At 44.4% G+C, this 6833-nt stretch carries 8 protein-coding genes; 1 reads left to right on the top strand and 7 read right to left on the bottom strand.

Translation table 11 applies throughout. The features are described from left to right. From gspK to gspE, 7 genes are all read right to left on the bottom strand, one after another. Positions 1 to 610, bottom strand: a 610-nt coding sequence (gene gspK, locus A3761_RS21165; RefSeq protein ID WP_156492009.1) for a type II secretion system minor pseudopilin GspK, incomplete at its 3' end; no start/stop codon positions are given. Further along, positions 610 to 1341 (bottom strand): type II secretion system minor pseudopilin GspJ, encoded by a 732-nt coding sequence (gene gspJ, locus A3761_RS21160; protein WP_068511061.1) that lies wholly within the window; start codon positions 1339 to 1341, stop codon positions 610 to 612. The genes gspK and gspJ, both read right to left, overlap by 1 nt. Next, on the bottom strand, positions 1341 to 1751 hold the full coding sequence (gspI, locus tag A3761_RS21155; protein WP_068511063.1) for a type II secretion system minor pseudopilin GspI: 411 nt from the start codon (positions 1749 to 1751) through the stop codon (positions 1341 to 1343). Before gspI ends, gspJ begins: the two co-directional genes overlap by 1 nt. Beyond that, positions 1751 to 2341, bottom strand: coding sequence for a type II secretion system minor pseudopilin GspH (gene gspH / locus A3761_RS21150; RefSeq protein WP_068511066.1), 591 nt, complete (start codon positions 2339 to 2341; stop codon positions 1751 to 1753). Before gspH ends, gspI begins: the two co-directional genes overlap by 1 nt. A 70-nt stretch (positions 2342 to 2411) precedes the next feature. After that, positions 2412 to 2849 carry a type II secretion system major pseudopilin GspG gene (gene gspG / locus A3761_RS21145; RefSeq protein WP_068511068.1) on the bottom strand — a complete coding sequence of 146 codons (438 nt, stop codon included), beginning with the start codon at positions 2847 to 2849 and terminating at the stop codon, positions 2412 to 2414. 82 nt (positions 2850 to 2931) lie between these two features. Beyond that, positions 2932 to 4143, bottom strand: coding sequence for a type II secretion system inner membrane protein GspF (gspF, locus tag A3761_RS21140; protein WP_068511069.1), 1212 nt, complete (start codon positions 4141 to 4143; stop codon positions 2932 to 2934). Between the two features lie 2 nt (positions 4144 to 4145). After that, positions 4146 to 5630 carry a type II secretion system ATPase GspE gene (gene gspE, locus A3761_RS21135; RefSeq protein WP_068511084.1) on the bottom strand — a complete coding sequence of 495 codons (1485 nt, stop codon included), beginning with the start codon at positions 5628 to 5630 and terminating at the stop codon, positions 4146 to 4148. Between the two features lie 504 nt (positions 5631 to 6134). Here gspE and A3761_RS21130 point away from each other — a divergent pair. Beyond that, the gene (locus A3761_RS21130) at positions 6135 to 6779 is read left to right on the top strand and encodes a type II secretion system protein N (protein ID WP_068511072.1); all 645 of its coding nucleotides are present in this window, start codon (positions 6135 to 6137) and stop codon (positions 6777 to 6779) included. Positions 6780 to 6833 lie beyond the last annotated feature (54 nt).

Raw genomic sequence — 6833 nt, 5'->3', positions numbered from 1 at the left:
TGGGAAGTAATCGTAATTCTGATATATCGAGCATAGGCTGGCCAGCATTTCTATAAGGAGGGTCTAAGGACAAATACTCGCCATCTTCCGCCCCATCAAAACCACTTGAGTCCTGATTTTCATCAAGCCAGTCAATAATTTGCTCAAGCTTTACCGTTTCGATCGCCAAACGATTAAATAAACGAGTGAAGCGTTCCTTCATTACAGGGATAACTTCCCCTGTCACACTGACTAGGTCATTTAGATTCAGCTTCCCTTGAACATCATTAAACTGTGACGAAACAATTGCACCTTCATAGGGTCTTGTTAAAGAGGACTCAAGAAAGGCTAGGTCATCATAGAATTCTTTTTCTACATCTTTATCATTATCCCAATCATCTTTTAGCCACCACTTTGCATATAACTCGGAGCCAATCGCGTATTGATACGCTTGAGACTGGGCAAATAAATTACCGGCCTGCTGAACAAAAATACTCTGTCTGTTGTACATACCGACAGACAGTATAGAAACTAATGCGAAAACAAAGATGACAATCATCAAGGCGACCCCGCCCTGTTTTTTAACTGAGCATGGGTACTGAATACCGTATGTTCTATATAGCAGAGGCATCAGTCTTTAGCCTTCTGGCCATCAAGACCGTTATCTGAAGATGCGCCGCCACTTAATTCAAGCTCTTTGCCGGAAAAATAGCTCCCTACCTCAAACAAGCGCTTCACCTTGCCGAAGCGTTTATGTGCTATTTCGATTTCAATTGCCTTGGGTAAGCTGTTGTTTGTTTGACGCGGGTCAGGTGAAGTGGTCTCGCTGTCAAGCGATTCAACAGGCCACTTACCCACCCATGCATCGCTCTCATTCAAAAAACGAAAATCAAGAGATTCAATATCGTTTAAGAGAGTCTTTCGAATGCTTTCACTGTCCTGAGTCTGATCAAGCGCTGTCCAGTAGTGCCTTACAAGCTTTTCACTATCCAGCTCGTAGGCGACACGTTGAATCTCGGAACGCTTATCGTCTAAAGGATTACGCCAGCCTACTCGGCTAAATTGGATTTTATAAAAATCAGAGCTGCTATCCAGTGCGTTTTGATAGTCGCCATACTCGTCTCGTATCGAACGACCAATGACTTGCGAAAGGTCGCGCTTAACGATCAGCATTGCTTTTTGAATTTGATTCAGCTCTTCGAGATGAACCTGAGTACGATCACTACTTGTGATCGCTGAGTTCAATACCTGCCAGGCGCCCAAACCAATTAATGCAGTAATACCTATCGCGATAAGGACTTCTAGCAATGTGAAGCCTTGTTGAGATGCAAGGGCTTGCTTGATTTTGGTGGAATCCAGCATTAGTAGCGCCCTAACATACTGGAAAGTGTTAGTTTTTTGCTCTTATCGCCACTCTGCTCATCGATAAGATAGACATCTACGTCGAGCTTGTTGATATCGGCATTTGCTGTTTTGCTAACCTTAGAAACCACCTGCCATTCTTGATTCGCAAACTCGATCTCTTCTTTATATTCTTTAATTGCAGGCAGTGATTTTGAAAGCTGAAGCTCTGTGATCTTATTTTCCGCAATCCAAGAAGCAACTATCTTATGCCTTACGTTAAAATATTGGCTAACGGTTGATGCCGTCACCTCTTGTTGAATCATGGCTACCGAGACGAAGACCAGCATAGCCATCATTACTTCTAAAAGTGTGAAGCCCGCATGCTTGGTTATCTTAGAAAGATTACGTTGCCTGATAGACCTATGCATTAGCCTGCATCCTCATCCTGTTGCAGGAAGGGTACAACAATCTCACCTTGCTCATCAGTCTTGATTTCGATCCGGCTATCGCTGTCGCCCATGAGTTGAACACCAATAACAAACTGATCAACTTCACCACTGGATAGCAGCATAAAACTAGGTTTTTTTGAGGATTCTTCAATTTCCAGAGTGTCAGTGTTGCCGATATACTCGCCTGATACAGAGGTGCCGAGGATTTCGCGCCCTTTCCCTTCCCGCTGAAAGTCTAATGTTAACCACTCGGGCAAACTTCGGGGTCGTAAGGCTTGCTTAGTAGAGCTTTCCCACTTTGAAGCTTCTTCGTCCCAAACCAGAAATTCGTAGCCTTCATCCTCAATCAATACGCCAATTTCTTCATTGGAGTAAATAGCCTCATCGGCAGCAAGACGAAGCAAGGCTTGCATACGAGTTACCTCGTTGATCATTTCGCGCGTCTGATTACCACCGCCAACCGTCATTAAGGCGAGAGACGAGATTAAACCAAGCAAAACCAGAACAACCAGCAACTCAATCAAAGTAAAACCACGACCGCTAACGGTTGAGGTTTTAGACCCGATCACTGGCCTAACCCTAGCGAACATTCCCTTAAGGGGAAGCATATAATGTTTACTCTTCCATCACGCCGTCTGATTAATTCATATCGTGATTGCTGATATCTTCACCACCATCTGTACCACCTTCACGCCCATCGGGACCAAAAGAGTACAAATCATAAGGGCCTTCAGAACCTGGGCTGACATATTGATACTCATTCTTCCATGGGTCGATTGGAACATTTGGAAGGTAACCATCCTTGCTCCAGTTTTTTGCTTCTGGTGAACCGGAAGGTTTATTAACTAGTGCCTCCAAACCTTGTTCCGTACTTGGGTAAGAGAAGTTATCTAGCTTATACATATCTAAAGCATTACCAATATTACGGATCTGGGTTTTAGCGACGCCAATTCTGGCTTCTTCGCCTCGGCCAAGAATATTGGGTGCCACAACCGCCACTAAAAGACCTAGGATCACCATGACCACCATTATCTCGATTAGCGTGAAACCGGATTGCTTAACATGTGAACGTTTCATCTTACTTCCTTATCTAAGTAGGTATTTATAATTTCTTGTGATAACTGCACAACCAAAGTGGCCGACGATTTTATACCAAAATCTATGCAACCAAATTACTCATATTCAATATAGGCAACATAATCGCCAAGACAATGACCAAAACCACGCCGCCCATAAAGAGCAACATGAGCGGTTCAAACAAACCAACGATTGTTTCGATTAGTCCTTGCAGATCGCTTTCCTGATGCCGTGCTGTTCTTTCAAGCATTTCATCCAACTCGCCACTAGACTCGCCGCTGGCGATCATATGAATCATCATTGGTGGAAAGTAGCCTGTTTGCTCAAGAGAATTGTGCAAGTTTGCACCTTCACTCACTTTCTGCGCTGCTTCAGCTAAGGATGCTTTGAGGCAATCGTTTGTTAAGACCTCGGAAGATATGCGCATCGCATCAACTAAAGGCACGCCGCTACTATTAAGGATACTAAGCGTACTAGCAAATTGAGAGGTATTGGAGCCCCTCGAAATCTTTTGAATAAATGGCATACCTAACAAGCGCTTATGATACGCAAAGCGGAAGCCATCTTTCTTTAGCATGACCTTAAAGCCCATACCGGCCAAGATAAGGATAATGAGTATCAGCAAACCCCAGTCACCCAAGAAATCGCTCACGGCTAAAAGGCCCTGAGTCAGTGATGGTAGGTCTTGTCCGTTGTTAACGAACACCTCAATGATATCTGGCACAACATAGGTCAATAGAAATACAACGATTGAAACAGCAACGAAGCAAAGTATTACAGGGTATATCGCAGCCAGCTGTATCTTTTGGCGTGCTTGTTGACGTGCTTCGGTATAATCGGCCAGCCGGTTAAGCACCAGGTCAAGGTGACCGGCATGCTCGCCTGCAGCAACCGTAGAGCGATAAAGATTAGGGAAAGCAGCCGGGAATTCAGCAAGGCTATCGGCAAGCGTATAACCTTCTAGTACTTTTGCTCTAACCGCCAGCAACATACTACGAACGTTTGTTTTCTCGCTTTGACTAGCCACCGCACTAAGCGTCTCTTCAATAGGAATACCTGACTGAATCAACGTAGCGATCTGACGGGTAAGTAACGACAGCTCTTTGACACTCAACCTACGCCTTGAGGAACCGCCACCGCTATTGCTCTTTTTCTCAGAACTTTGTTCAACTTCAAGCGGAGCTAAACCTTTTTCGCGCAGTTGCTGTCGAACCTGCCGAGCGCTGTCCGCCTCTATTACACCTTTTTTTTGCTTGCCCTTTTGGTCAAGCGCCTTGTACTCAAATGCAGCCATGACTATCCCCGATGGGTCACCCTTACCACTTCTTCAATCGTGGTAACGCCAGCCAACACCTTCTGAATACCATCATCATGTATGCTTGGACCACACTTACGTGCATAAGTTTCAAGCTCTAGCTCACCGGCTTTGCTATGAATAAGCTCACGCATCTGTTCATCTATTTGCACAAGTTCGTAGATACCAATACGGCCCTTATAACCAAGATGATTACACTCTGGGCAACCTTTTGCTTTGTAGATAGGAGGTTTCGATTGGCCAGGCCCGTGCTCTATATGCAGAAATTCGCATTCGCTGTCATCAGGCTCGTAGGGTTGACGACAGGAGGTACACAGAACACGAACCAAGCGCTGTGCCATAATACCAACAAGGCTCGAGCTAATCAGGAAAGGCTCAACCCCCATATCCATCAATCGGGTGATAGAGCCAACGGCACTATTAGTATGCAAGGTTGATAGCACCATGTGGCCGGTCAAACTGGCTTGAACCGCAATTTCAGCTGTTTCGATATCACGGATCTCACCAATCATTACCACATCAGGGTCTTGACGAAGGATCGCTCTAAGGCCTCGGGCGAAAGTCATATCCACTTTAGTATTAACCTGGGTCTGCCCAATACCTGGCAAGTTGTATTCTATAGGGTCTTCAACCGTCAGAATGTTACGGCTGCGGTCATTAATATGAGATAGACCCGCGTACAACGTAGTGGTCTTACCAGAACCGGTTGGCCCGGTAACCAGTAATATGCCATGGGGCCTCGCCAGAATACTTTTTAAAACATCTGAGTCACGCTCCGATGTTCCTAGGATATCGAGAGACAAACGCCCTGCGTTCTTATCAAGTAAACGAAGTACGATTCTCTCTCCGTTCGCTGAAGGCATTGTCGATACACGGATATCCACTTCTCTGCCACCAACACGCAATGAAATTCGACCATCTTGAGGTACACGCTTTTCAGCAATATCGAGTTTTGCCATAACCTTGATACGAGACACCAGCAAAGGCGCTAGTGCGCGCTTGGGTTTAACGATTTCTCGCAAGACTCCATCCACTCTAAAGCGAACGACAAGCTGTTTTTCAAATGTTTCTATATGCACATCTGAAGCATCATTTTTTACTGCTTCGGTCAAAATAGCATTAATTAGTCTGATGATCGGCGCATCATCTTCTTGCTCTAATAAGTCCTCGGTCTCTGGAACCGAGTTTGCCAAGCTGGCCAGATCCATATCGTCGCCCAGACCTTCGACCATCTGCATTGCTTCAGCAGAGTCATTTTGGTAAGCAAGCCCTAAAGCTTCGTCGAACTCTGCCTCATCAACTTGTTGAAAAGGAACCTCACCAAAAGTTAGACGGTTTACTTCTGCAAAAGCCTGGGAGCTAAGACCCGCCCGATAAAGAATCTCATACTCGTTATTTTGATTTTTCAACAATACTATCCCTTGCTTCTTAGCAAAGGAGAATGGCAACCGCTCAAATGGAAGCATTAAACCAGTATCTTCAACAGAGCCGGATGCGGTGCCGGACTCTTCTAAAGTCGGAATATCCGCTGCATCAGCACTATTATGTTGAGACTCTTCTATCACGGTAACCCCTTAAATTCGGTCCGCCAGGTTAGTATTATTCATAATCCCACGAGCAAGCTAAATTAAGCATTTAACTTAAGTAAGACGAGCATTGTATTGTCTTAATCTTATAAACAATAGACGATTACATTAAAACATCGTAAGACTAATATAAACGCAAAAACACGCACTTTATTAACTAATTCATATATTTTGTCAGGATAAGCAAAATTAAGTCCTATGAAATACCAAAATACCCTGACAGAACCCCATAAAAAAAGCGCTACAGTAAAACCATTTTTTGAAGACTCTTACATAAGCAAAGCTAGATCTTGTGCTACTATAATGGCTAAGACATAAATATAAATGATCACGGCTGAAACATTGCGAAACTGTGACAGCGACGACTAATCCAGGTTTATTAACATGTTGTTTAACCGGCTTCCCTTAATATCAGCGCTCGCATTATGCGCACTTATTTGCGGAAGTATTTATATACAACTAGCCCCTATTTTCATCCAAGACCTTAAAAAAGATCTTAAGCCTACAACCCCCTCTAGCAGTGTCGCGCAAACAAATACTAACAAGCCGCAAAAAACTCACAACATCTCCAAGTTCAGCCTGTTTGGCGACGTTAACAAGGCCATAAGCAAACCAAAACCAGTCGCCAAAGACCTCCCAAAAACTAGCCTAAAACTTCTGCTTACGGGCGTCATGGCAAGCGGTAATACTGACAATGCCAGCGCCCTTATCCAAGGACCAGATAAACAAACCTTAAACTATCGAATAAATGACGAACTGCCGGGCGGTGCAACACTTAAACAAGTTTATCCAGATCGTGTCGTATTAGAACGCTCTGGGCGATTAGAAAACCTGGTATTTGTCGAACAGCGCCCTATTGGCTTTGAAAGCTATGAGCCAGTGGATGATCCTGAAATTGAGGAAACAGAGAACACCGAAAACAACCCCATCATTACAACTCGCGCAGCAAACCCGGGCAGAACGCAGGGCATAAAAGACCGTTTAAGCAAACTTCGGAAGCGAATGCTTAAAAATAGAGTAAACCAATAAGTCACAATGACTCCGATATTCAATAGCTATTGCTTAGGCCTCACTCTTTTAAGG

Source organism: Oleiphilus sp. HI0123 (genome assembly GCF_001635315.1).
Note: the sequence above shows the minus strand (reverse complement) of the source record. Positions and strands in the feature narration are given on the sequence as shown.